At 65.9% G+C, this 23,364-nt stretch carries 22 protein-coding genes and 1 pseudogene; 7 read left to right on the top strand and 16 right to left on the bottom strand.

Annotated elements, in window-relative coordinates; translation table 11 throughout:
- Positions 1 to 286: 286 nt before the first annotated feature.
- The 4 genes from NKH51_RS15830 to rpl18a form a co-directional block, all read right to left on the bottom strand.
- Complete coding sequence (locus NKH51_RS15830; protein ID WP_254762637.1) at positions 287 to 919, bottom strand: hypothetical protein; 633 nt, start codon at positions 917 to 919, stop codon at positions 287 to 289.
- Between the two features lie 64 nt (positions 920 to 983).
- Entirely contained in the window at positions 984 to 2,501 is a 1,518-nt protein-coding gene (gene ftsY / locus NKH51_RS15825) for a signal recognition particle-docking protein FtsY (RefSeq protein ID WP_254762636.1), read from the bottom strand.
- Positions 2,502 to 2,526: 25 nt separating this feature from the next.
- Positions 2,527 to 2,985, bottom strand: a complete 459-nt coding sequence (pfdA, locus tag NKH51_RS15820; RefSeq protein ID WP_254762635.1) for a prefoldin subunit alpha — start codon at positions 2,983 to 2,985, stop codon at positions 2,527 to 2,529.
- Entirely contained in the window at positions 2,982 to 3,158 is a 177-nt protein-coding gene (gene rpl18a, locus NKH51_RS15815; protein ID WP_254762634.1) for a 50S ribosomal protein L18Ae, read from the bottom strand. Before rpl18a ends, pfdA begins: the two co-directional genes overlap by 4 nt.
- 151 nt (positions 3,159 to 3,309) lie before the next feature.
- On the opposite strand from rpl18a, the gene NKH51_RS15810 reads away from it, so the two are divergent.
- Positions 3,310 to 3,621, top strand: coding sequence for an ASCH domain-containing protein (locus NKH51_RS15810; RefSeq protein WP_254762633.1), 312 nt, complete (start codon positions 3,310 to 3,312; stop codon positions 3,619 to 3,621).
- A 32-nt stretch (positions 3,622 to 3,653) separates the two neighbouring features.
- Here NKH51_RS15810 and NKH51_RS15805 read toward each other — a convergent pair whose 3' ends face one another.
- From NKH51_RS15805 to NKH51_RS15770, 8 genes are all read right to left on the bottom strand, one after another.
- Positions 3,654 to 4,319 carry a translation initiation factor IF-6 gene (locus tag NKH51_RS15805; protein ID WP_254762632.1) on the bottom strand — a complete coding sequence of 222 codons (666 nt, stop codon included), beginning with the start codon at positions 4,317 to 4,319 and terminating at the stop codon, positions 3,654 to 3,656.
- Between the two features lie 2 nt (positions 4,320 to 4,321).
- On the bottom strand, positions 4,322 to 4,600 hold the full coding sequence (locus tag NKH51_RS15800; protein WP_254762631.1) for a 50S ribosomal protein L31e: 279 nt from the start codon (positions 4,598 to 4,600) through the stop codon (positions 4,322 to 4,324).
- Between the two features lie 2 nt (positions 4,601 to 4,602).
- Positions 4,603 to 4,755, bottom strand: coding sequence for a 50S ribosomal protein L39e (locus NKH51_RS15795; protein ID WP_006184874.1), 153 nt, complete (start codon positions 4,753 to 4,755; stop codon positions 4,603 to 4,605).
- A gap of 113 nt (positions 4,756 to 4,868) precedes the next feature.
- Complete coding sequence (locus NKH51_RS15790; protein WP_254762630.1) at positions 4,869 to 5,816, bottom strand: hypothetical protein; 948 nt, start codon at positions 5,814 to 5,816, stop codon at positions 4,869 to 4,871.
- 128 nt (positions 5,817 to 5,944) lie between these two features.
- Positions 5,945 to 6,502 carry an RNA 2',3'-cyclic phosphodiesterase gene (gene thpR / locus NKH51_RS15785; RefSeq protein ID WP_254762629.1) on the bottom strand — a complete coding sequence of 186 codons (558 nt, stop codon included), beginning with the start codon at positions 6,500 to 6,502 and terminating at the stop codon, positions 5,945 to 5,947.
- Between the two features lie 42 nt (positions 6,503 to 6,544).
- Entirely contained in the window at positions 6,545 to 7,186 is a 642-nt protein-coding gene (locus tag NKH51_RS15780) for a helix-turn-helix domain-containing protein (RefSeq protein ID WP_254762628.1), read from the bottom strand.
- Between the two features lie 98 nt (positions 7,187 to 7,284).
- Positions 7,285 to 8,376: a LeuA family protein gene (locus NKH51_RS15775; RefSeq protein WP_254762627.1), complete on the bottom strand. Its 1,092-nt coding sequence runs from the start codon at positions 8,374 to 8,376 to the stop codon at positions 7,285 to 7,287.
- A complete protein-coding gene (locus tag NKH51_RS15770; protein WP_254762626.1) occupies positions 8,377 to 9,594 on the bottom strand; it encodes a CaiB/BaiF CoA transferase family protein in 1,218 nt (405 codons plus the stop codon). It abuts the gene before it with no gap.
- Positions 9,595 to 9,843: 249 nt separating this feature from the next.
- Between NKH51_RS15770 and NKH51_RS15765 the strand changes: the two genes are divergently transcribed.
- From NKH51_RS15765 to NKH51_RS15740, 6 genes are all read left to right on the top strand, one after another.
- Positions 9,844 to 11,907, top strand: coding sequence for a hydantoinase/oxoprolinase family protein (locus NKH51_RS15765; protein ID WP_254762625.1), 2,064 nt, complete (start codon positions 9,844 to 9,846; stop codon positions 11,905 to 11,907).
- Entirely contained in the window at positions 11,904 to 13,769 is a 1,866-nt protein-coding gene (locus NKH51_RS15760; protein ID WP_254762624.1) for a hydantoinase B/oxoprolinase family protein, read from the top strand. Before NKH51_RS15765 ends, NKH51_RS15760 begins: the two co-directional genes overlap by 4 nt.
- Positions 13,770 to 13,791: 22 nt before the next feature.
- The gene (locus tag NKH51_RS15755; RefSeq protein ID WP_254762623.1) at positions 13,792 to 14,433 is read left to right on the top strand and encodes an isochorismatase family protein; all 642 of its coding nucleotides are present in this window, start codon (positions 13,792 to 13,794) and stop codon (positions 14,431 to 14,433) included.
- Positions 14,434 to 14,559: 126 nt separating this feature from the next.
- On the top strand, positions 14,560 to 16,188 hold the full coding sequence (locus NKH51_RS15750; RefSeq protein ID WP_254762622.1) for a hydroxysqualene dehydroxylase: 1,629 nt from the start codon (positions 14,560 to 14,562) through the stop codon (positions 16,186 to 16,188).
- Positions 16,189 to 16,278: 90 nt separating this feature from the next.
- Positions 16,279 to 17,208, top strand: a complete 930-nt coding sequence (locus NKH51_RS15745) for a tetratricopeptide repeat protein (RefSeq protein ID WP_254762621.1) — start codon at positions 16,279 to 16,281, stop codon at positions 17,206 to 17,208.
- The gene (locus tag NKH51_RS15740) at positions 17,209 to 17,502 is read left to right on the top strand and encodes a DUF424 domain-containing protein (RefSeq protein ID WP_254762620.1); all 294 of its coding nucleotides are present in this window, start codon (positions 17,209 to 17,211) and stop codon (positions 17,500 to 17,502) included.
- Between the two features lie 1,380 nt (positions 17,503 to 18,882).
- Here the strand turns inward: NKH51_RS15740 and NKH51_RS15735 are convergent.
- The 4 genes and pseudogenes from NKH51_RS15735 to pdhA all read right to left on the bottom strand — a co-directional run.
- Positions 18,883 to 18,978 (bottom strand): annotated as a pseudogene (locus NKH51_RS15735) (ABC transporter permease subunit); the annotation flags it as partial.
- A gap of 378 nt (positions 18,979 to 19,356) precedes the next feature.
- Positions 19,357 to 21,003 carry a dihydrolipoamide acetyltransferase family protein gene (locus tag NKH51_RS15730; protein ID WP_254762619.1) on the bottom strand — a complete coding sequence of 549 codons (1,647 nt, stop codon included), beginning with the start codon at positions 21,001 to 21,003 and terminating at the stop codon, positions 19,357 to 19,359.
- Between the two features lies 1 nt (position 21,004).
- Positions 21,005 to 22,000, bottom strand: coding sequence for an alpha-ketoacid dehydrogenase subunit beta (locus tag NKH51_RS15725; RefSeq protein WP_254762618.1), 996 nt, complete (start codon positions 21,998 to 22,000; stop codon positions 21,005 to 21,007).
- A gap of 4 nt (positions 22,001 to 22,004) precedes the next feature.
- Positions 22,005 to 23,111, bottom strand: a complete 1,107-nt coding sequence (gene pdhA / locus NKH51_RS15720) for a pyruvate dehydrogenase (acetyl-transferring) E1 component subunit alpha (protein WP_254762617.1) — start codon at positions 23,109 to 23,111, stop codon at positions 22,005 to 22,007.
- Positions 23,112 to 23,364: the final 253 nt, after the last annotated feature.

The raw sequence follows: 23,364 nt of genomic DNA, 5'->3' as shown, positions 1-23,364 counted from the left end.
GTTCGTGTGGAGTCGGAAGAGTCTGCACTTTCGAGATACTGGTGGACCATCGTTTAACGGGTAATACTCCCCCACCCCTATACGCTCCCGCAACTCGGCGAATCATGACGTGGGTCGTTTGCACCAGTAAATATTGCCCCATCGGTCGGCCGCCGCCGATCGGGACGGCCGAAAGCCCCGACAGGGCCCGGCGATGCGTGACTCGAGGCCCGTCCCCGCGCCGAACATGTCGGTGATAGCGGCAATCGTGTCCGGTAACGTGTGAGCGCCGAGCCGATCGCTGGCGCTACCGGAAGCAGGCGACGGGCTTGCCCTGCCGCCGTGGGTCCGGCTCGAGCGTCGGTTTCTCGGCGATACCTGCGTACCGCGCCCGGAGGAGGACGTTCTCGTCGAGGTAGTAGGTGACGCGGGTGTCCCACTCGTCGCTCGGCGGCGACTGCCGCGTGCCGGTCGTCAGATCGTAGACGATCGCCACGAGAACGGCAGTCCCGTCGGTTTCGGAACCGACGGACGCGGTCCGACGAGTACCGAGTCGAAAGTCGAACGTTCGGGTCACACCACCGTACCGGGCGATGAACGCATTCAGTCGGTAGGTCCGTTCGAACGCGGTGACGTACTCGGCTACGTCGGCGGTCGGTGCCGACGGCGACGAGCGGTCGGTGGAACGACGGTTCTCGTCGACGCGCCGCGCCGACGGCGGCGAGGGATACGCCCGGGGCTCGAGCGCGTGCTCGGTAGCCGGCGCGTCGGGTGCCGGCCGCGTAACGTCGCTACAGTCGTACCAGTCGTCGGGGACGGTTCCCGACTCGAGCGGCGGCGCGTCCGCACCGCTCGAGCCGTACTCGAACCCACCCGCCGTAACCGCTGCGGCCGTCGCGACGGACGCGACGAGAGCACGTCGAGAGCGAGGGCGGACCATACCCGAACATCTCAGCCGTATAATAAGTGTCTTCTGAAACGATTGACAGCTGACGGGAGGAGAGTTACTCCGCTGCCAGCAACCGGTCGACCATCTCGTCGGGATCGAACCGCTCGAGATCGTCGTATCCTTGCCCGACACCGAGGAAGAGAATCGGTTTCCCGGTGACGTGCGCGACCGAAATCGCCGCTCCGCCGTTGGAATCGGCGTCGGCTTTCGTCAGGATTGCGCCGTCGATCTCCGCGGCGTCGTTGAACTCTCGAGCACGGTTGACCGCGTCCTGTCCGGCGACGGCTTCGTCGACGAACAGCGTCATGTCGGGACCGACGACGCGCTCGATCTTCTCGAGTTGGTCCATCAGCCCCTCGTTGGTGTGGAGCCGTCCCGCGGTGTCGCCGAGCACGATGTCGACATCGTTGGCCTCGGCGTACTCGACGGCGTCGTACAGCACCGCCGCGGGGTCGCCGCCCTGTTCGTGGCTGATGCACTTCGTGTCCAGCGCGTCGGCGTGCTCCTGGATCTGCTGGTTCGCGCCGGCGCGGTAGGTGTCGCCGTTGGCCATCACCGTCGAGTAGCCTCGCTCCTCGAAGTAGCGGCTCAGTTTGGCGATCGACGTCGTCTTCCCGACGCCGTTGACGCCGGTGAAGATGATGGTGACGGGCGTGTCCTCGACGGCGATCCGCTCGTCGAAGTCGAACTGGCCCACGCTGATCACGTCGTAGATCGCGTTGTGGAGCGCCTCCTCGACGACCTCGCCGGTCGAAGTGGTGAACGTGCGGGTCTCGCCGACCAGTTCGTCGCGGATGTTGTCGAGGATCTCCTCGGCGACGCCCATCTCCACGTCGCTCGAGAGCAGCGCCATCTCGAGTTCGCGCAAGGGCCCCTCGAGGTCGTCTTCCTCGATGACGAACTTTCCCTTGACGAGGGACTTGGCTTTGGTACCGAACCCGGTTCCGCCGGTCTCGGCGGCGTCGTCACCTTCGTCCGCTTCGTCTTCGTCCGCTTCGTCCTCGTCCACTCCGTTCTCGTCGACTGCTGTCTCGGCTACCGCTTCGTCAGCGGCCGGCTCGTCGGCGTCCGCCTCGGCCGGTTCCGATTCGTCGGACGAGCCGCTGAAGAGAGACCGGGCCTTGGCACCGAGACCGGACCTGTCGTCGTCATCGGTTTCGGCCTCCGCAGCCGCTGGCTCCTCAGCGTCGCCGGTCGCCTCCACGTCGTCGACGGCCGGCTCCGCTTCGGATTCCGCGGCTTCCTCGCCGAAGTCAGGGTCGGCATCGGTCGCCGGCTCCTGACCCGTCGACTCGGCCGTCCGCGCCGCCACCGAGTCGCCGGTCGCGTTCGGCTCCTCGAGTTCGGAGTCGGGGTCGGCCGTCGACGCGGCAACCGTCTCGGCCGGCTCGTCGTCGGCCAGTTCGGAGGCGTCCGCCTCCGCCGTGTCGGACTGTGTCGTCTCGGGGTCGTCGACGTCATCGAGTTCCGCTTCCTCGAGTTCCTCCTCGTCGACCTCCTCGGCGTTCTCTTCGGCGGCTTCCTCGGCGTCTTCGCGGAAGCTTCCGAGCTTATCCTTCAGGTTATCGAACATGAGTTATCGAGTGGGGTCCGACGCGTTACTCGTCGGGACCCTGCGGGCCCTGACCGCCGCCCATCTGCTGCATCTGCTGTTGCATCGCCTGCTGTTGGAGCTGCTGGGCCTGCTGTTCGAGTTCGCTGCTCTCGGTCTCGAGCTCGGCGATCTCTTCGTTGAGGTCGTCGATGCGGTCGTCGAGTCGCTCTTTCTTGTTCTCGAGGGCGTCGACGGCGTCGTCCTCCTCGAACTCGGCGGCGTAGTCGGCGCCGAGATCGACGATCACTTCGTCGATGTCCTCGATGGTCGCACGGAGATACGCGCCGCCGCCGACGGGCACCTGCACGGTCGAGTCGGTCTCGAGCGAGTCGAGGGCCTCGATGGCTTCGTCGACTTCGGTCTTCTCCTGTTGGACGGCCTCGACGTTGGTCTGGAGGGTCTCGATCTGTTCTTCGATCTCTTGGAGTTCTTGGGAAAGCTGCTGGAGTTGCTGCTGGCTCATCGTTCGGATACCTCGTCGAGTTCGATCTCGGTGCGCTTGAGCCCGTGCTGGCTCCCGAGCTGGGAGTAAGCGTGTTCGCGGGCGACGTTCTCGTTTTCGGCGTCGATGGTCGTCTCGAACGGCGCGAAGCCGTCGCGGCTCTTGAACCGACCACTGACCGTGAATTGACTCATACGTCTCCATCCGGCAGGCAGTCGGAAGAATCTTCCCTTCCGGGTCCGACGGTCGCGGCCGGCGAGCGACGCCGCGAGAGGGTCGTCGGCGTCCGATCCGCCGACGAGCGGAGGGTCAACGATTTTACGACGCCGGGCCGAATCCGAGGGCATGAGCGAACTCGATCCCGGCGAACTGTTGCCCAGCGAGCGAATGCAGACGCAGGTACTGGAGGGCGAGGTCACCCAGATTCATCGGGGCCACCGGTACGCCGACGAAGGCGATACGTTCGCCATCGACGGAACGACGTTCGAAGTGACCGAGATCCGCGAGCGTACGCTCGGCGATCTGACCGACGAGGATGCCCGAGCAGAAGGGATGGACGACCTCGAGGCCTACGAGCGGCTGCTCGAGCGCGCCCACGAGAACTTCGAGTGGGACGACGACAGCGAGGTCGTATTACACCGATTCGAGCGACAGTAAGAACAGAAGCGTCGAAGCAATCGCGTCAGCCGTCAGTCGAGATAGCCGAGCGCGTCCTCGATCCGGCCCAGTTCCGGGCCGGTGGTGTCCTCGCCGACGACGTAGCCGGCCTCGTTCGCGATGAGTCCGGAACCGACCAGCGGCGCACCGTAGTTGACCGTTCCGACATCGGCCCGGACGTCGAGTGCTTCCTCTAAGGCGTCGAGTTCCTCGTCGGTCGCCTTCGGATGACAGAGGACGCCGGTGTTATTGGCAACGGCGGCCGTGCCGACGGTTCGAACGCCCGCGAGGTCGCCGCGTTCGACGGGCACCTCGAGCGTGTCTTCGACGATCCCGATCGCCTCGCGGGGCAGGTCCGGATGGACGTAGGCCCCGTAGTCGTTCGCGAGGACGACGTTGCCGGCGGCGTTGATGTTGCCCGGCAGTTCGGCGACAGGTACGTCGACTTCCGCCTCGAGCGTCTCGCGTTCGTACTCGAGGACGCGAGCGCTGACGAGCAGGCCGTTCTCGTTACCCGTCGCTAACGCGCCGACCGTCGAGGAGCCGCCGACGGTCGTCCGAACGGCGGGCACCTCGAGTTCGTCGGCCAGATCGGCCACCACGTCGTCATCGATGTCGGGGCGAACGAGTACGCACGAGTCGGTCGCACGGGCGAAGACCCCGACGTACGCCGACCCGGCGAAGGCGAGGCGTTGCAAGTTTAGTCGGCGACCTCGGCTTCGACGACGGCCTCACCCTCTTCGTCGAAGCGAGCCGCGCGGACGCGCAGCTTTCGCGGCGGGTTGGAACGCCCGTTCGACCAGACTTCCTCGTTGATCGAGGGGTCCAGTCGGATGGCCGCTTCGTCGACCGCGAAGTGTTTCGCGAGGTGTTCGCGGATCAGCCGCATCGCGAGGTCGGCGGCCTCGTGGTTCGCGCCCTTCTTGACGTCTCGCAGGGGAACGGTAACGACGCGTTCCTCGAAATCACTGGCACTCATCGTTACTCGTCAGTGTCGTTGCGCCGCCAGTTGCGTCGCTTGGGGTTTCGCTGCACGTCCATGTCGGTCTTCATCATGACCCAGGCCGGCACGCGGCTGTTCTGGTTCTCGAGTTTGGCAAGTCGCTTCTTCTTGCCCTTCGATTTCTTACCCATAGTGGCCGGACGTAGCCCACGCTGGCTTAAAATCTTGTCCATCTTGCAGGGACCGCCGCTGGCCGTCGAAACGGCAGCTACCGGACCGATCCGCGCCTGTTCCGACGGCCGAGTCACCGCTCGAGGTGGTCCTCGAGATATCGCGTCACGCCCTCGAGGGTCGCCTCGCTGAGTTCGGTCGTGTAGGTCCAGTTTTCGATCCCCTCGGTTCCGTCGTGGCGAGAGAACCGGTCGTGATCGTAGCAACCGGTGCCGTGAAAGCGCGTCCCGCCGCCGATTCGGTCGGGGCCGGCGTAGGCGGTCGCCATCGGCGAGATCCGCAGGGTATCCGGGGCCGTCCGAACGGCCGCTCCGAGTTCGTGATCGCAGACTGCCGCACCGAGGTCGTCGACGATGTCGCTCGAGAGGAAGGTGTGAAGCGTCTCGTGGATGGCGATGTTTCGGGTCACCGCCCGCGAGTCCCAGACCTCGGTCGCGCCGACGTTCGCGACCGTCTGCGCGTCACCGCCGTCGGCGGCGCCGGTCAGCGCGTTCGGGGACACCGTCCCGCCGTAGCCGACGCGGTAGTTGAGCGGCGACCAGTGCAACAGGAGGTGACAGGACCGATCGGTGAGCGCGTTCCGTTCGCGCAGTCGGTCGCGGAACCGGCCGAGCAGCGTCTCGGTCGACGGCACCACGGCGTCGGCCGACAGCGGCATCTCCGCGGGCGGGAATCGGATCGACGGGCCGGGCTCTACGCGGACCTCGAGGTCCGCGAGCCGTTCGCGCTCCCCGGCGTAGGTCAGCACCTGCTCGAAAGCGGACTCGACGGCGGCCAGCGCGTCCCGCAGCGGCCGCGGCCAGTCCCCGCGAAGCGCGTCGGGGCCGTACCGTAGCCGCGCCTGAAGCGGAACGGCGCCGGGACAGACGCGAACGAGAACGGGGTCACGGCGGTCGGCGGCGACGGCGCTCGCGGTGGTGCCGGTGGGAGCCGCGAGGGCCGCACCGCCGACCGCGGCCAGCGCCTCCCGGCGCGTGACGGACAGCCGACTCCGCGCGCTCGTGGCGTCGTCGTCGGACATCCTCCGCGCTCGCTACACCGAAGCCCCTCATGATACCCCGTTCTGTAATTCCTGACTATATCGACGAGAGTCGGACTAATGTTCCCGTTCAGCCGACAGTCGCGCTCGAGAACGAAACGCCGCCAGTCCTACTCGAGTGGGAACGACTCGACCGTCGAGTAGACCGGCCCCTCGTCCGTGAGGGTGCTCTCGGTGAGCCGAAGTTCGTCGACGCGGACCTCGCCGACCGTCGGGTTGCACTCCCGGACGAGGTCCTGGACGAGGGATTTGCCGCCGGCGTGTTCCATCCGCGCGAGCGTGACGTGGGGCGTAAAGTCGTGGTCCTCGGCGTCGAACCCCATCGCGGTCGTCCGGTCCTCGATGGCCTCGTAGAGCCGCGCGAGTTCGTCGCCGCCGTCCTCGACGCCCAGCCAGACGACGCTGATGTAGTCGAGGCTCGGAAAGACGCCGAGGCCGCCGTAGCGGACGGTGAAGGGGTCGAGGCCGGCGTCGTCGACCGCGGCGGCGAGTTCCCGCTCGAGGTCGGTGACCTGACTCTCGTCGACATCGCCGAGGAACTTCATCGTGATGTGGGCCTGCTCTGGATCGGTGAAATTGAGCCCGCCCGCGCCGGCGAACTCGGCTTGCAGGTCCGCGACCGGCTCCGCGAGGTCGTCGGGGAGGTCGACGCTGACGAACAGTCGCATACGAGGGCGTTCGGGCGAGCGGCTATTGAACGTGGGGTCGCCCTACGGTTCCGCCCGTTCCGTCGATTTCAGCCGGTCGTTCTCTTCGATAGCGCTGGTCAGCAGCTTCGACTGTGCCTTTCGGAGGTGTTCGAGCATCGTCGTTCGACTGATCCCCAGCCCCTCGGCGAGTTCCTCGCTGTCGATTCGCCGCGGCCACTCGAAGTAGCCCTCCTCTAGGGCGCGCGTGACGACCTCGAGCTGTCGGTCGGTGAGCATCGATTTCGACCGCTCGAACTCCGTGAGCTTGCCGAGCGTGACGGTCCCGATCCGGCTGAAGTCGTCGATCATGGCCCGCAGATCCTCCCGACGGAAGAACAGGACGGTGTAGACGCGGCGGTCGCCGCGGACGCGGCTCTTTCGGCGGAGGACGCCGTGATTCCGCTCGACCGCGGAGTACGCGCCACACGAGGTCTTCGTTATCAGATAGGTGGCCTCGTCGAGTCGTTCGACGTGCTCGACCTGCTCGGCGTCCGCGAAGAACTCGACGTACTCCTCGCGGGGCTCTTCGATGCGGATGGTAAACGTCACGAGATGGTCGTGGAGCTCCTCGATCTCGACGTCGAACGACGTGCCGAAGTGGTCCGCGAAGTCGTCGAGCACGCAGGCTTTCTCCTGCTGGAGGTGAATTTCGGCTTGAAACATCTTCGCCGGTCGTCTTCCATATGTTACTCCATCCCACGGCATAACGTTTGCGTAAGTATACCCGACCAGCGTTGGCTCGAGCGAGGACCGCGCGTCGATCAGTCCTCGTACTCACCCTTCGCGAGTGCGACGGCCTCGTCCAGATCGAGCGGACCGCGCTCGGCCAGCGTCGCCTTGAACGACGCCACCGCCTCGTCATCGGGCTCGAGGCCGGCTCGTTCGAGGAGTTTTCGCGCACCGTCGTTCCCGGTCGGTTTTCCGAACACGAGCCGCCGTTCACCGCCGAACTCCGCGGGATCGAACGGCTCAAGCGTCGCGGGGTCGCTGAGCATCGCCGCGGTGTGGATCCCCGACTCGTGTTCAGAGATTTCCTCGCCGAGGATCGCTTTCCGACCGCCGTACTCCTCACCGAGGGTCTCGAGCACGCCCCGGCAGACGGGAACGAGTTCCGCCGTCTCGATACCGAGGTCGTCCCCGAGGTCGACGGCACAGGCGACGACGACTTCCTCGAGCGAGCTGTTCCCCGCCCGTTCGCCGAGGGAAGCGACGCTGACGTCGGCCTTCGCGACGCCGGCGTGGTAGGCCGCCAGCGCGTTGGCCGTTCCACAGCCCATGTCGTCGTGGAAGTGGACGCCGACGCGGGAGAAGTCCACGTCCTCGTCGAGCCGATCGAGCGCCGAGCCGACGGTCGCCGGGGTCCGCGCGCCGACGGAGTCGGCGAGGGTGACGAACGGAACCGTCGGGACCGCCTCGAAGACCTCGACCAGATCCTCGTGGTCCGTGCGGAAGGCGTCCGCGAGCGTGACGTGGGGCGTGACACCGCGATCCTCGATGTAGTCGACCGCCTCGGTCAGCATCGTCAGCATCTCCTCGCGGGACGCGTCGAGGAGGTGCTCGAGGTGCCTGTCCGAGACCGAGACGAACGTCTCGACCACGTCGGCCCCCGCGTCGACCGCGGCGTCGATGTCGCGCTCGAGGGCGCGGGCGAGGGCGACGATCTCCGCGTCGGTCGTGCCGCTCAGTTCCGCGACGACGGTCCGATCTTTCTCGCCCGTCGCGGGAAACGCGGGCTGGACGAACGGAACGCCGAGGTCGTCGAGCGCGCGGGCGCACTCGATCTTCTGATCGGCGGTGTACTCGCGGCCGGGCATCTGGTCGCCCTCCCGGAGGGTCACGTCGGTCAGTTGCATCTAGATGATCCCCTCCGCTTCCAGTTCGGCGTACTCCTCGTCGGTCATCCCGAGTTCGCCCCGATAGACGTCCTCGTTGTGCTCGCCGTGTCCCGGGCCGAGAAACTCCACCTCGCCGGGTGTCCGGGAGAACTTCGGGATGGGAGCGAAGGTCTTGATAGATCCCACGTCCGGGTCCTCGACCTCGACGATGCTGTCTCGAGCCCGAAACTGCTCGTCGGCGAAGATGTCGGCCATATCGTAGACGGGGCCGACGATGGCGTCGTGGGCCTCTAAAACCTCGGTCGCCTCCTCGGTCGTCCGCTGGCGCGTCCACTCCTCGATCGCCGCGTTGAGCGGCTCGTTGTTCTCGACGCGGGCCTCGTTGTCCTCGAAGCGGGGGTCCTCGATCAGCTCGGGTTTGTCGATGGCTTCGGCGACCCGCTCGAAGATCTTCTGGTTCGAGGCGGACATCGTCATGTAGCCGTCGGCGGTCTCGTAGATGTTCCGCGGGGCCGTACTCGGGTGCTGGTTGCCCGTCCGTTCGCGGACGTGGCCCATTCGGTCGTAGGCCTCGACCTCGCCGAAGAAGAGTCGCCAGAGCGGTTCGATCAGCGAGACGTCGATCACCTGTCCCTCGCCGCTCCCGCCGCGGCCCACGTCGCGTTCGAAAATCGCCATCATGGCGGCCTGCATCGCGAACTGGGCCGCCGTCAGATCCGCGAGGCTGATCGGCGGGAGCAGCGGCTCGCTGTCCGGGAAGCCGTTCGCGTGCGCCCAGCCGGAGATCCCCTCCGCGATGGTCCCGAAGCCGGGTTTCTGGGATTTGGGCCCCGTCTGGCCGTAGCCCGAGAGCCGGACCATGATCGCCGCCTCGTTGACCGCGTGGACGTTGTCGGGGCCGAGCCCCCACCGTTCCATCGTTCCCGGACGGAAGTTCTCGAAGACGATATCGGCGTCTTCGATCAACAGAAGGGCGATCTCGCGTCCCCGCTCCGAACCGAGATCGAGCGTGATACACCGCTTGTTGCGACCCAGCGACTTCCAGGCCAGCGATTCCCCGTCCTCGGTCTTCTGTGGCCACTCGCGGATCGGATCGCCCGTCTGGGGGTGCTCGACCATCACGACGTCCGCGCCGAAATCGCCCATCATCGTCGTCGCGAAGGCGCCGCTTATCATGCCGGACATGTCGATAACCCGGAGCCCGTCGAGAGGGCCGGTTCGTTCTCGTGCAGCCATTTCCCTCTACCACTTCCCCCCGCCCAAAGACAGTTGGTCCACCCAGTGTAGGCTATTTATATACTCGCTTGGAAAACGGGTCGGGACCGAGTCGAGACGGCTACACGGGATTTACCGCCGGAAACCGTGAATGTCGTGGACACCGGCTCTCGACGCCGACCGCGGTCCGCGGCGCTATATAAACCCCCACCACTCGTTGGGAGAACGCTTACTCGAGCGGCTATGGTCTTGGTACCTGTACGATAACACATGGCACACAACCTAGGAGTGGACGTGGGTGGGACGTTCACCGACGTAATCGTCTTCGACGAGGACACCCACGAGCTCACGATAGACAAGGTGCTCTCGACGCCGTCGAATCCCTCCGAGGGCGTCATCACCGGGATCGGGGAGGCCGTCGACAAGGCCGACACCGCCGTCGGCGACCTGAACCTGTTGTTCCACGGCACGACGGTCGTTACGAACATGCTGCTCGAGGAGACCGGCGCTCGCGTCGGATTGCTCACCAGCGAGGGACACGAAGACGTCCTCCACCTGGCGCGGGCGTGGACGCCCGGCCCGCTCTACGGCTGGATGGATATGGAGAAGCCGGACCCGCTGGCCGACCTCGTCGACACGCGAAGCGTCGGCGGGCGGATCGCCTCGCCGGAGGGGACCGAGGCGGAGCCGATCGACGAGGACGAGGTCCGAGACGCGGTCCGCGATCTCGCCGATTCCGGCGTCGAGTCGCTGACGGTCGCCCTGCTGAACTCGTATCTGAACCCGGCCCACGAGCAGCGGGTTCGGGAGATCGTCCGCGACGAGTACCCGGATCTCCCGGTGTCGATCTCGTCGGAGATCGTCCCGGAGTACGGCGAGTACGAGCGGACGCTCACGACGGTCATCAACGACTACGCGCGGCCTCAGGTCATCGAGTACCTGGAGGATCTGGACGCCTCGCTCGAGGACGCGGGCTCGACGGCGACGATGAACGTCGTCCGCTCCGACGGCGGGCTGATGAGCTCCGAGGCCGCGAAGCACCGACCGGTCGAACTCGCCCTGTCGGGGCCGTCGGGCGGCGTCGTCGGCGCGGCGACCATCGCCGAGAAGAAGGGCGTCCCCGACGTGCTCACGCTGGACATGGGCGGCACCTCGACGGACGTCTCGCTGGTCGAGGACAGCAGACCGGAGACGACCAGACAGACGAAGGTCGGCTACCGGGAGTTCAAGTCTCGAGCCGTGGACGTGAACACGGTCGGTGCGGGCGGGGGCTCCATCGCGCGGGTCCAACTGTCCGGCTCGCTGCAGGTGGGTCCCGAGAGCGCCGGCGCGGACCCGGGGCCGGCCTGTTACGGACAGGGCGGCGAGGAGCCGACCGTGACCGACGCGAACGTCGTCCTCGGGCGCATCCCCTCGAACGTCCGCCTCGGCGGGCGGATGGAACTCGACCGGGACGCCGCCCGGGACGCGATCGAGACCATCGCCGAGGAGCGCGACAGCTCCGTCGAGGAAGCCGCGCAGGCGATCCTCGACATCGTCAACGAGAACATGCACGGCGCGCTCCGCGTCGTCTCCGTCGAGCGCGGCTACGACCCGCGGGACTTCGGGCTCGTCGCCTTCGGCGGTGCGGGACCGATGCACGCCAACGCGCTGGCCGACGTCATGGACGCGTATCCGCTGATCGTCCCGCCGGGGCCGGGCGTCATGAGCGCGTTCGGCTTCCTGACCAGCGACGTTCAAAACGAGTTCTCCGAGACCTACCTGAAGACGGACCGAGACGTCGACGGCGAGGAGGTGTACGACGCGTATCAGGGGCTGCAACGCGAGGCGACCGACTGGCTCGAGTCGGAAGGCGTCGGCGAGGCAAACCACGCCTTCGAGTACTACGCCGACTGCCGGTACTACCGCCAGGACGTGCAGATGTCGATCCCGATCGACGTCTCGAACCTCCGGACCGACGAAGGCGTCGCGGAGATCAAAGACGACTTCGAGGCGCGACACGACCAGCGCTTTGGCTTCTCGCTCGATGCACCCCTCGAGATCGCAAATCTCCGCGTCATCGGGAAGGGGACGATGCAGGGCGTCACGTTAGAGGAGAGCGACCTCGGCGACGAGGACGCAGGCGACGCCCGCGTCGGCTCGCAGGACGTCTTCTTCGACGACGCGTACCACGAGACGCCGATCTACGACCGCGAGCGGATGCGGCCCGGCCACGTGATCGACGGACCGGCGATCGTGACCGATGACGACTCGACCGTCGTCGTCCAGCCCGATCACGCGGCGACGGTCGATCGCTACGCGAACCTCGAGATCAACCGGAGTGATTCGAAATGAGCCAGCACGCAGCGGACGCCACGCCCGACTTCGTCGGGGACCACGACATCGACGCGACGACCCTCGACATCATCGAGAGCACGCTCTCGAACACGCGCCACGAGATGGACCGCGTCGTTGAGACGACGGCCATCAGCCCCGTCATCCGGGAGCAGTCGGACCAGTTCCCCCTGATCGCCGACCCGAAGGGTCGGATGATCATGGGACAGTTCGGCAGCGCCATCGATACGATCATCGAGAACGCGCCGTTCGACTGGGACGACCTGAACGACGGCGACGTCGTCGCCACCAACGACCCCTACATGTGCGCCGGGGCGGTCTCGCACACCCCGGACATGCTGCTCCTCAGGCCCATCTTCTACGACGACGACCTCGTCGGGTTCTCCAGCCAGTGGGGGAACCTGATGGACGTCGGCGGGAAGACGCCCGGCAGCATGCCCGTGCAGGCGACCACCGTCTTCGAGGAGGGAATGCGCCTCCCGCCGGTCAAGCTCTACAAGGAGGGGACGTTCGACGGCGAACTGCTCGAGACGTTCGCGCACAACACCCGCCTCCCCGAGCACGCGGAGGCAGACATCAAGGCGCTCGCGGCCGGGACGGCCGCCGCCGAGACCCGCGTCCACGAGCTCTGTGACCGCTTCGGGAAGGAGACCTACCTCGAGGGCTGCGACGCCATCCTCGACCGGACCCGCGACGGGATGATCAACCTCATCCGCGAGTTCGTGCCCGAGGGCGAGCGCTACACGTTCGAGGACTACGTCGACGACGACGGCATGGGCAACGGGCCGATCAAGCTCCACCTCGAGATCTACCGCGAGGGCGACACCGTCTACCTCGACTGGGAGGGGACCGACGCCCAGGTCCCCGGCACGGTGAACTTCCTCCTGAACGAGAAGATGTTCAAGATGTTCACCGGGGTCTTCCTCATCATGGCCTTCGACCCGTTGCTGACGTTCAACGACGGCTACTACGATCTCTTCGAGGTCAATCTGCCCGAGGGGAGCGTCGTCCAGCCGGAGTTCCCGGCCGCGCTCGGCAACCGCCTGCCGCTGATGGCCCGCCAGTTCGACGTCCTGCAGGCGACCTTCTCGAAGCTCATCGACGGCTTCTCGGTCGCGGGGAGCTACGGCACCTCGCCGAACCTCGTCTACGCGGGCACCGACTCCGAGGGTAACGACTTCCAGATGCTCGAGATCCTCTACGGCGGCATCCCCGCGCGTCCGGGCGGCGACGGGCTCGACGGCCACTCCTGGTGGCCGCTGTTCCGGACCGTCCCCGCCGAGTACCAGGAGGCCTACTACCCGCTGACCATCGACGAGTACAGCACGCGGGCCGACACCGGCGGCGCGGGCGAGTTCCGCGGGGGCCACGGCATCACGAAGGTCTACACCTTCGAGGAGGACGGCGCGATCACGTTCCAGGACGACCGCGCCCACACCTATCCGTGGGGCGTCGACGGCGGGAAACACGCGAAGACCAGCGAGAAGCGCCTCGTCCGGACCGACGGAACCGAGGAGGAACTCCCCTCGAAGGTCGAGAACGTCCCCGTCTCCGCCGGCGACAAACTCGTCTTCCGGACCGCCGGCGGCGGCGGCCTGGGCGATCCCTTAGAGCGAGACCCCGAAGTCGTCGCCGAGGAGGTCCGACAGGGGCTCGTCTCGCCCGAGGCTGCCCGAGAGGAGTACGGCGTCGTGGTCGACGACGGGACCGTCGACCGCGCCGCGACCGAGGAGACCCGCGAGGAGAGTCGCAAGCAGCGCGACGATCTCGAGGAGTTCGACTACGGACCGCTGCCCGACGACGACGAACTCGCCGACCGGATCGCCGCCGAGCGCCGCGAGTTCGACGACCGCCACCGCTGAACCCGACCAACGACACCGAACCATGGACTGGATCGAAGCCACCGAAGACCGCTACGACGAACGGGAGTTCGGCGAGAGCGTCGGCATGGGAGAGCGGCCCGCGCTGCTCGTCATCGACCTCATAAACGCCTTCACCGATCCCGAGTCGAACCTCGGGTCGGACGTCGACGACGTGGTAGCGCAGACTGCGCGCCTCCTCGAGGCGTTCCGGGAGCACGACCTCCCCCGGTATTTCACCACCGTCGCGTTCGAGGACTCTTACGGCGACGCGGGGATGTTCGTCGAGAAGGTGCCCGCGCTCGAGGAACTCCGACTCGGCACCGAACGCGTCGCGGTCGACGATCGGGTCGCCCCGGTCGGCGACGAGCGCGTCGTGCTCAAGAAGTACGCCAGCGCCTTCTTCGGTACCGACCTCCAGTCGGAGCTCACGACGAACCGCGTCGATACGCTCGTCATCGCCGGGGTGACCACCAGCGGCTGCGTCCGCGCGACGGCGGTCGACGGCCTCCAGCACGGCTACCGCACGCTCGTCCCCGCCGACGCCGTGGGCGACAGGGCGGAGGGGCCCCACCGGGCGAACCTCCTCGACATCGACGCGAAGTACGGCGACGTCGTGACGACCGACGCGGTCCTCGATCGGCTCACCGCCGATTTCGAGGACTGACAGCGACCCGTTTGCGACCGACGGGCGGTCCGGCCCTCCGCCGGCGGGGTCGGCCCCGGTGCCGGCCGCGGCCGACCTTGGATCGTTAGGGACGCGGGTTATTCCCGTGGAACTCCTGGAACGCCTATGACCGACGTAGCCGTCCTCGGTGGCGGGATCGGCGGCCTCACCGCGGCGCACGAACTCGCCGAGCGCGGGGTCGACGTGACCGTCTACGAGGCGAACGACCGCTTCGGTGGAAAGGCCCGGTCGATGCCGATCTCCGACGAGCCCGCACCCCTCCACGGCGAGCACGGCTTTCGCTTTTTCCCGGCGTTCTACCGCCACGTCATCGACACGATGGAGCGGATTCCCGACGGACCCGGCACCGTCGCGGACAACCTCGTCGAGACCGAGGCGACGCTCATCGCGAGCACCACGGGGCCGGGCCAGATCGCCGAAACGACCACGCCCGACTCGGCCCGCGGCTGGCTCGAGGCGCTGCGCCCCGCCTTCGCCGAGGACCTGCCCGCCAGGGACGTGCGCTTCCTCCTCGAGCGGCTGTTCTACCTGCTGACGACCTGCGAGGCCCGCCGGGAGGAAGAGCTCGACGACGTCTCCTGGTGGGAGTTCATCGACGCCGAGAACCGCTCGCCGGAGTTTCGCGACCGGCTCGCGTTCGCCGTCCAGTCGCTCGTCGCGCTCCGGCCGCAGGTCGGCAGCGCCCGGACGATCGGGTCGATCTACCTCCAGTTGCTGTTCGGCCAGCTCGATCCGACGCAGCCCACCGAACGGGTGCTGAACGCGCCGACGAGCGAGGCCTGGATCGATCCCTGGCTGGCCCACCTCGAGTCGCTCGGCGTCGAGTTCCGGCCGAACACCGCCGTCGGGCGGCTCGAGAACGACGGCCGCCGCGTCACGGGGGCGACGCTGGCCGACGGGGAGGCGATCGAAGCCGACGAGTACGTCCTCGCTGTCCCGGTCGAGGTCGCCCCCGAGCTGATCCCAACGGAATTGGCCCGGAACGCGCCCGAACTCGAGCGGATCGGGCGGCTCGACACGGCCTGGATGAACGGCATCCAGCTCTACCTCGCGGACGACGTGGACCTGACCCGCGGTCATCAGGTCTACGCCGACGCGCCCTGGGCGCTGACTTCGATCTCCCAGCGCCAGTTCTGGACGGGGTACGATCTCGAGGAACACGGGCCCGACGAGGTCGAGGGCGTCCTCTCCGTGATCGCCTCGGACTGGGACACGCCCGGAATCGTCTTCGGCAAGCCGGCGAGGGAGTGTACGCCCGAAGAGATCGCGACGGAGATCTGGGAACAGCTGAAAAACCACCTGAACGGTCCCGACCAGCGGCTGCGCGACGAGCACCTCGTCGACTGGTTCCTCGATCCGGCGATCGTCGAAACTGAAGGCGGCGTCGAGAACCGCTCGCCGCTGCTGATCAACACCGTCGGCTCGCTGCGAAACCGACCGCCGGCGGACGTTGCCGTCGAGAACCTGACGGTGGCCAGTGACTACGTTCGCACGAACGCCGATCTCGCCTCCATGGAGTCGGCGAACGAAGCGGGGCGGCGCGCGGCCAACGCCGTCCTCGAGCGACGCGGAGTCTCCGGATCGACAGCTCGGATCTGGGAGCTCGCGGAGCCGGCGGTGTTCGAGCCGTTCAAACGGCAGGATCGGGTCCGCTATCGGCTCGGCCTGCCCCATCCGGGCGCGGTCACGCAGTCGATTCGGGGGGTCACCCGACGGTTCGGCGAGCGAGTCTGAGGCGCGCTCTAACTCGCAGGGCGTCGCGGCGAAACCGCCGTCGATACCCGGGTCGCAGCCCTTAACAGTCGTCACCGCCAATTCGGAGTAATGACCGACCGAGACGACGACCGCGACCACCGCTTCTCCGAAGGAGAGGGGTTCGGCGATCCCTACGAGGAGTTCGACCTGGACCCGCCGGAACTGGGCGTCGATCCGTCGAAGGTCGACCCCGTCGACTCCCGCGTCGTCACCGACACGTTAGACGAACACAACATCGATCGGGACGACGTCGACGCCAGCGAACTACTCGACGTGGGGCTGAACTACATGCAGATCAACCGCTACGAGCAGGCCACCGACGCCTTCGAGCGGACCGCCCGCTTCGCCGAGGACGAGCGACTCGAGCAAGAAGCCTGGGTCAACAAGGGCGTCGCCCACGGCGAACTCGAGGAGTGGGACGAGGCGATCGGCGCCCACCGCGAGGCCCTGCGGATCGACGACTCGAGCGAGCACGCCGCGACCGCCGAGACGAACCTCGCCTACGCGCTCTGGGAGTTCGGCGAGACCTCGGAGGCCTTAGAGCACGCCGAACGCGCCATCGAGATCGACGAACGCTTCGCCGCCGGCTGGTTCAACCGCGCGTTCTTCCTCTCCGAGCGCGGGTTGGCCGAGGAAGCGCTGCACTGCATCGACAACGCGATCCGGCTCGGTCTGCGCAACGCCAAGGTGCTCGAGGAAAAGGCAGAGATCCTCGAAGAACTCGGCGAGTTCGATCAGGCCGAGGAGATCGCCGAAGAGGCCAACCAGATGCGCGAGCGCGCCGAGCAGGAAATGATGGACGACCGCGAGGAGGCCCTCGGCGGGGGCGGCCCCGGCGGCGCAGGCGCCGGACCGGGAGCCGGCGGCCAGCCCGGACTCGGGGCCGGACGCCAATCGCCCCAGCGAGGCGACATCGGTCTCGAGGACCTCGGGCTCGGTGACATCGCAGGCGACGCCGAGGACGAAGACGAAGACGACCGCGAGTGGGAACTCGAGTAGATGATCGTCAACGAACGGGAGACCCAGGAGGGGCTGCTGGTCGCCGTCTGTGACGAGGACGTTCTCGGCGAGACGTTCGAAGACGGCGACCTCTCCCTGACCGTCACGGAGGAGTTCTACGGCGGCGACGCGGCCGACGAGAACGCCGTCCTCGAGAGCCTCGCGCAGGCGGACGTCGCCAACATCGTCGGCACTCGCGCCGTCGAGTTGGCTATCGAAGAGGGATTCGTCGACGAGGCGAACGTCCTCGAGGTGGGGGCGACGCTGCACGCGCAGTTACTGCGAATGCAGTGACCGTCCGATCGCGGTGATCGCTGTCCGACCGACGCCCCATTTTCGCGCCGATCGATTCGATCGACGGCGACCGGCGAGTCGTCAGCACGCGACGACGCGGCCGGGCGGCAACCGGTTCGGTGTCCGCGCTGTGATCACCCCGTCGAATCGGTCGTGAACGACAGTCCGACGACCCACGAGGCGAATCCCTGCGGCTGTCGCGTCCCGGGACGCTTTCTCGAGGAAAACGGAATCGGCACCGAGTGAGGTGATCGGGGCGCGGTAGCGGGTCCTCGGAAAGATGACGACGCGCTCGGTTTTCGCTCGGAGCCGACCCAGATCGCACCGCTCCGCCGCTCGACTTGGTACTGTGAACAGTAGATAGTAGCCGGCTCTACTCTGCAAAATAATCCCTGTAAAGCACGGTAGGTAAAGAGGGACACCGAAGGAGATGAAGTTGTTAATATATCCAGTAATGGATGGGCTGAAAACATTGGGTGGTTTTGAAGTGATGATGGTAATAAAAAAGAAAAGTTCGACGAAACCACCAACCCCTGGGGAGATATGTTAGTGCTCTCTACCAGAAAAAGAAAAATGACGTATGCGGGTGGTCCATATGGTGCGTTTACTGAGTATCCAGAGACTACCATCGGTGCTCTTCCGGATGGTGGAAGTGGCGTCAACGAATGTTACGGCGATGGGTTGGGTATAGAAAATGTTGATGGTCGATATGTGTGTGGAAGTAGCTCATAGGGTCAGATAAACACACAGATCCCTAAATGTATTGAAAAGTGTGCTGATGGGTCTTCAATATGCCATCAGCCGCCGAATCGCAATCCTCCTCTATATGTAAAGGTGTCAACCCCTTAGCAGCATGTTTATTTTGAACATTAATCACTTTCTAGATAACCATCGACAAACGCCAGTATTGAAAAGACCCCAACGGCGATTATCAGTGTTAACAGCCCGCCATCATTCGGTTTATAAAATTTGTATACTACGCCATAAATGACGAGACTTAGGAGTGCGGAAACCAGTGCCATTGTGAAAAGGCGTACATTCGAGGTATCCACCATGATAGTATTTTCTTATACACCACGATATAATTAATGGTCTCCTCTGTTTATACCTCCATAGATGGTAAAAGGAATCACATAGCAAATAATCCAGGTGAACGACCCATCATTTCAGCACGTCATTTTTATCAGTACCCATACATTCTGGTCACGACTCTAGTAACTGTAGATCCGTACTAATCGATCTCGACCTTTGCAGATCATACCAAAGTTCGTGCGACATTCGCGCACGGACTTACCGTCGTCGTCTCGGTCTCAGGAACGTCCTGCAGACCAAGACAGTGTTGCTAACTACTACTATCTGAAGTCGGTCCGCGGTCGCGGCTCACAGATCCGTTCGGCGGAACCGATAGTAGCCGATCGCGACGGGCACGACCAGCCAGCACAGCAGGACGACGACGCCGAACCAGTCCTCGAGGTGGGGTCAACGCTGCACGCCCAATTGCTACGAATGCAGTGATCGGTTCTGACAGCCGTTGGACGTCGGCGACGCACCCGACGGCGTGATACCTCCGCTTCGCTGACAGCACGGTTACTGTTGTCGTGAAAGCGGACCCTGAACGCGCCAAACGCGACCAGACCGCACTCCGACGGTACGTGCTGCGCGAACCGCTCGAAGACGGAACGCGGTTCTTCGCCGAGTTGGCCGACCGCCCAGATCCACGGACCAGCGAAGGCAGCCGGCTCGCTCGCGAAACCGACGCGGTATCCCGTCGAGACGGCGACGGGATCGACACCGACGGAGGGGCGTACCGCCGCCATCAACATACGTCGGAACAGCCCTACCGGCGATCCGCCATCACTCGAGCAGTAGGAAGCTCGGGTTCTCGAGGTACTCCATGACAGTGTTCGTAAACCGCGCGCCGACGGCCCCGTCGATCAGTCGGTGATCGAACGACAGCGACAGAGTCAGCACCGACCGCGGCTCGATCAATTCGTCGCCGTCGTCGTCGGTCACCACGCGTGGCTTGCGCTTGATTTCGCCGATCGCCAGAATCCCCGCCTCGGGGTAGTTGAGGATCGGCGTGGCGTACTCGCCGCCGATGCCGCCGACGTTCGTGACCGTGAACGTCGAGCCCCGCAGTTCGTCGGGGCTGATCGTCCGGTCGCGGGCCTTCTGGACGAGTTCGTTCATCTCGGAGGAGAGCTGCAAGAGGCCCTTCCGATCGGCGTCCGCGAGGACCGGCACCATCAGTCCGACGTCGGTCGCGGTCGCGATGCCGACGTTGTAGTAGTCGCGGTAGACGATCTCCTCGTTGTCCTCGTCGATGACCGCGTTCATCTCGGGGAACTCCTTCAGCGCCGCCACGACGGCTTTCAGAATAAAGGGCATGTAGGTCAGCCGAATGCCGCGTTCCTCGGCGCGGGGCGCGAGTTCCTCGCGGGCCTCGACGAGTGCGGTCACGTCGACCTCGTCGTAATGCGTGACGTGGGGCGCGCTGTATTTCGACTCGACCATCGCGTCGGCGATCGTCTTGCGGACCCCGCGGAACGGTTCGCGGCGTTCGCGCTCGCCCTCGGCGAAGTCCGTTCCCTTCGTCTCGGCCCGTCCGTCGGCTTCGATCGCCTCTCTGTCCGCCTCCTGGGCTCGACGCTGTGCCTCGGCGTACTCGTGAACCGCCTCCGGCGTGACGAACGCCTCGCCGTCGCGCGTCCCGTCCGCGGGGACGGCGTCGATGTCGATTCCCGCCTCCTCGGCGATCCGCCGGGTCGCGGGGGCGGCAAGCGTCCTGTCGCGGTCGGCGGACTCGGCCGCCGCCAGTTCGGTCCGCTGCGGCCTCGAGGCCGCCTCGGCATCGGCGCTCGCGCCCGTAGCGGTGTCTTTGCCGGCAGCGGCCTCGCTCGAGTCGGCCGAGCCAGAGTCAACCACACCGGACTCCACAGTCTGCGGCCGGGACTGAGCCGCCGCGTCGTCGACCGCGGCGCTCGCCGCTGCTCGAACGTCGGCCGCAGTGATCCGACCGCCGGGACCGCTGCCCTCGATTCGAGAGAGGTCGATCCCCTCCGCGCGTGCCATCCGGCGGACGCGGGGCGGTGCGAAGACTCGGTCATCGGGCGGCGCGACTGTCTCGGTATCGGACCCCGTCGCGCCGGAATCCGCGGTCGACTCGTCGCCGCCGCCCGCCGGTCCGCTCGGCTCCGCCTCGCCCTCGCTCACGGCTTCGCCGTTCGCGCTTTCCGAGGCGCCACGCTCCTCGCTCTCCTCGCCTTCGACGTCGAACGAGATGATCACCGTCCCGACCGGCACCACCTCTCCCTCTTCGACGTGTAGTTCGCGCACCGTACCGTCGACCGGTGCGGGCACTTCGACGAGCGCCTTGTCGGTCTCGACCTCGGCGACCGGCTGGTCCTCCGAGACCGCGTCGCCCGCCTCGACCAGCCACGAGACCAGTTCGCCCTCCGCGACCCCCTCGCCGACGTCCGGCAGTTCGAACTCCCGGACCATCTCAGAACCCCACCGCGTCCCGGATGCCGTCCTCGATGCGCGCCGCCTCGGGCAGGTAGTAGTCCTCGAGCGCGTACAGCGGGAAGGGCGTGTCGAAGCCCGTGATCCGCTCGACCGGCGCTTCCTGGTAGAGCAGCGCCTCCTCCTGTAAGGTGGCGGTGATCTCCGCGCCCAGTCCGCCCGTCTTCGGAGCTTCGTGGACGACGGCCGCGCGGCCCGTCTTCTTGAAGGAGTCGACGATCGTCTCCTCGTCTAACGGCGAGACCGTCCGCAGGTCGACGACCTCCGCGTCGATCCCCTCCTCGGCGAGGTTCTCCGCGGCCTCGAGCGTCGGTCGGGTCATCGCGCCCCACGTGTAGACCGAGATGTCCGACCCCTCGCGGCGGACGGCCGCCTCGCCGATCGGCACCTCGTAGGATTCCTCGGGTACCTCCTCGCGGAACGCCCGGTAGATGAGCTTCGGCTCGAGGAAGAGCACCGGGTCCGGGCTCCGGATGGCGCTGGTGAGTAGCCCCTTGGTATCGTACGGCGTCGACGGGATGACGACCTTCAGTCCGGGCTGGTGGACGAACATCGCCTCCGTCGACTCGGAGTGGTGTTCGGGCGCGCGAATACCGCCGCCGTAGGGGGCGCGGATAACCAGCGGGCACGTGAATCGTCCACGCGAGCGCGTCCGCAAGCGCGCGGCGTGCGAGACGATCTGGTCGAATGCGGGGTAGATGAAGCCCATGAACTGGATTTCGGGCACCGGCCGCATGCCGTAGGCGGCCATCCCGATCGCCGTCCCGACGATCCCGGACTCGGCGAGAGGCGTATCGATCACCCGGTTCTCGCCGAACTCGTCGTACAGCCCTTCGGTCGCGCGGAAGACGCCGCCGTTCCGGCCGACGTCTTCGCCCATGACCACGACGTCCTCGTCGCGTTCCATTTCGGTTTGCAACCCGTCCTGTACCGCCTGTACCAGCGTGAGACTCTCAGAGGGTGATTTTGCTGCCATGGTATCACTCCAGAAGCGCGTCGTCGCCGTGGTCCTCGCGGATCGATTCGAAGTACTCGAGTTGCTTTTGCAACCGTCGCGGCATCCCCTCGTAGACGTGCGCGAAGATCTCTTCGGGCTCCGGACGTTCCGACGACTCCGCGGCCTCGATCGCGTCGGCCACGTCGTCCTCGATCCGCGATTCGATCGCATCGACCCGCTCGTCGTCAAGGATCCCGTTCGACCGGAGGTAGGTCTCGAGGCGCGGGATCGGATCTTTCCCCTTCCAGCGTTCGACCTCCTCGTCGTCGCGGTAGACGGAGGGATCGTCCGCGGTCGTGTGCGCGCCAAAGCGGTACTGGACAGCCTCGATCAGCGTCGGTCGTAGTTCGCCGGGGCCGGGATCTTTCGCCTTCTCGACGGCCTCGCGGGTGACTTTGTACACCGCGAGCGGATCCATCCCGTCGACCTGAACCCCCTCGAAGCCGTACGCGGTTGCCTTCTGAGCGAGGGTTGCGCTCGCCGTCTGGCGCTCGCGCGGCACCGAGATGGCCCACTGGTTGTTGTTACAGAAGAAGACGTTCGGCGTATCGAAGACGCCGGCGAAGTTCAGCCCCTCGTGGAAGTCGCCCTCCGAAGTCGCGCCGTCGCCGAAGTAACAGACGAACGCCTTCTCCTCACCTTTGAGCTTCGACGCCCAGGCCGCGCCCGTCGCATGGGGGATCTGGGTCGCGATCGGGACGGCGACCGAGAACATGTTGACGTCCTCGGGGATGTAGTTGCCCTGCTCGTGGCCCATCCAGTAGAGCAGGGTGCGCTCCAAGGAGAGCCCGCGAACCAGCCCGACGCCGTGCTCGCGGTAGCTGGGGAACACCCAGTCCTCGGCGTCTAAGGCGTGGGCGCTGCCGACCTGTGCGCCCTCCTGGCCCGACAGCGGCGGATAGGTCCCCATCCGCCCCTGGCGCTGGAGGCTGACGGCCCGTTCGTCGAAGCGACGCACGAGGCGCATCTGCTCGTACATCTCGAGGAGTTCGTCCTCGGTGAGGTCGGGCACGTCGGCACCCTCGCGAACCCGACCGGCGTCGTCGAGTACCTGTACTCGCTCGTCGGGATCGCGCTGTAACGTACTCACGGGGAGACCCACCTGTACATACACTACCAAACTATCGCTCACCGTAAAGGAGTTTCCCAAAATAGTTTACTATTGGTGAGAGTATTGCCTCACAGCCGTGGAACTATCGGGCGATACGCGACAGTACTGGACATGATCGGCCGAAAATAGGCATTTTTTGATGGCCGTCGTATTCTGTCTCCATTTCAGAAGCGAGACTGGACGAAAGAGAAGTACAACGAGTCCGAACCGAAGTCGTTCGAACGAAGACCGC

The sequence above is a fragment of the Natrinema marinum genome (genome assembly GCF_024296685.1).
GTDB classification, from domain to species: domain Archaea; phylum Halobacteriota; class Halobacteria; order Halobacteriales; family Natrialbaceae; genus Natrinema; species Natrinema marinum.
Note: the sequence above shows the minus strand (reverse complement) of the source record. Positions and strands in the feature narration are given on the sequence as shown.

Bases quoted from the DNA above. Each gene is read 5' to 3' on its own strand.
- NKH51_RS15830 (WP_254762637.1), bottom strand. From the start codon at position 919: ATGGTCCGCCCTCGCTCTCGACGTGCTCTCGTCGCGTCCGTCGCGACG.
- ftsY (WP_254762636.1), bottom strand. From the start codon at position 2,501: ATGTTCGATAACCTGAAGGATAAGCTCGGAAGCTTCCGCGAAGACGCC.
- pfdA (WP_254762635.1), bottom strand. From the start codon at position 2,985: ATGAGCCAGCAGCAACTCCAGCAGCTTTCCCAAGAACTCCAAGAGATC.
- rpl18a (WP_254762634.1), bottom strand. From the start codon at position 3,158: ATGAGTCAATTCACGGTCAGTGGTCGGTTCAAGAGCCGCGACGGCTTC.
- NKH51_RS15810 (WP_254762633.1), top strand. From the start codon at position 3,310: ATGAGCGAACTCGATCCCGGCGAACTGTTGCCCAGCGAGCGAATGCAG.
- NKH51_RS15800 (WP_254762631.1), bottom strand. From the start codon at position 4,600: ATGAGTGCCAGTGATTTCGAGGAACGCGTCGTTACCGTTCCCCTGCGA.
- NKH51_RS15795 (WP_006184874.1), bottom strand. From the start codon at position 4,755: ATGGGTAAGAAATCGAAGGGCAAGAAGAAGCGACTTGCCAAACTCGAG.
- NKH51_RS15790 (WP_254762630.1), bottom strand. From the start codon at position 5,816: ATGTCCGACGACGACGCCACGAGCGCGCGGAGTCGGCTGTCCGTCACG.
- thpR (WP_254762629.1), bottom strand. From the start codon at position 6,502: ATGCGACTGTTCGTCAGCGTCGACCTCCCCGACGACCTCGCGGAGCCG.
- NKH51_RS15780 (WP_254762628.1), bottom strand. From the start codon at position 7,186: ATGTTTCAAGCCGAAATTCACCTCCAGCAGGAGAAAGCCTGCGTGCTC.
- NKH51_RS15775 (WP_254762627.1), bottom strand. From the start codon at position 8,376: ATGCAACTGACCGACGTGACCCTCCGGGAGGGCGACCAGATGCCCGGC.
- NKH51_RS15770 (WP_254762626.1), bottom strand. From the start codon at position 9,594: ATGGCTGCACGAGAACGAACCGGCCCTCTCGACGGGCTCCGGGTTATC.
- NKH51_RS15765 (WP_254762625.1), top strand. From the start codon at position 9,844: ATGGCACACAACCTAGGAGTGGACGTGGGTGGGACGTTCACCGACGTA.
- NKH51_RS15760 (WP_254762624.1), top strand. From the start codon at position 11,904: ATGAGCCAGCACGCAGCGGACGCCACGCCCGACTTCGTCGGGGACCAC.
- NKH51_RS15755 (WP_254762623.1), top strand. From the start codon at position 13,792: ATGGACTGGATCGAAGCCACCGAAGACCGCTACGACGAACGGGAGTTC.
- NKH51_RS15750 (WP_254762622.1), top strand. From the start codon at position 14,560: ATGACCGACGTAGCCGTCCTCGGTGGCGGGATCGGCGGCCTCACCGCG.
- NKH51_RS15745 (WP_254762621.1), top strand. From the start codon at position 16,279: ATGACCGACCGAGACGACGACCGCGACCACCGCTTCTCCGAAGGAGAG.
- NKH51_RS15740 (WP_254762620.1), top strand. From the start codon at position 17,209: ATGATCGTCAACGAACGGGAGACCCAGGAGGGGCTGCTGGTCGCCGTC.
- NKH51_RS15730 (WP_254762619.1), bottom strand. From the start codon at position 21,003: ATGGTCCGGGAGTTCGAACTGCCGGACGTCGGCGAGGGGGTCGCGGAG.
- NKH51_RS15725 (WP_254762618.1), bottom strand. From the start codon at position 22,000: ATGGCAGCAAAATCACCCTCTGAGAGTCTCACGCTGGTACAGGCGGTA.